Consider the following 245-nt stretch of genomic DNA (forward strand, 5'->3'; position numbering starts at 1 on the left):
TGTTGGTTTTTAGTGGTGAATTCAGCGTCTTCTTCAGGGCCATGAGCAATCGCATCAATCGTTGCTGAATATTTAACACTGTGGTGGATGTAATCTTTATATAAAGCCTGCCAGGCATCACTTTGTGGGCCAAAGCTACGGGCGCTATCAACCAGTGCTTTAAGCTCGTTAGGTAAAATATAAGGTATAGCTTGGCCGTCAGCTTGTTTGCGGTTAGCAAGTTCCGTTAAGCTTTGTAGTGGCAC

The 245-nt window shown here is 44.5% G+C and carries 1 pseudogene; it reads right to left on the reverse strand.

The features are described 5' to 3' along the window. Window positions 1-245 (reverse strand): annotated as a pseudogene (locus H5232_RS23845) (DUF2235 domain-containing protein); the annotation flags it as partial.

The sequence above is a fragment of the Pseudoalteromonas sp. SG41-5 genome (genome assembly GCF_014164495.1).
In the GTDB taxonomy this organism is placed as follows: Bacteria; Pseudomonadota; Gammaproteobacteria; order Enterobacterales; family Alteromonadaceae; genus Pseudoalteromonas; species Pseudoalteromonas rhizosphaerae.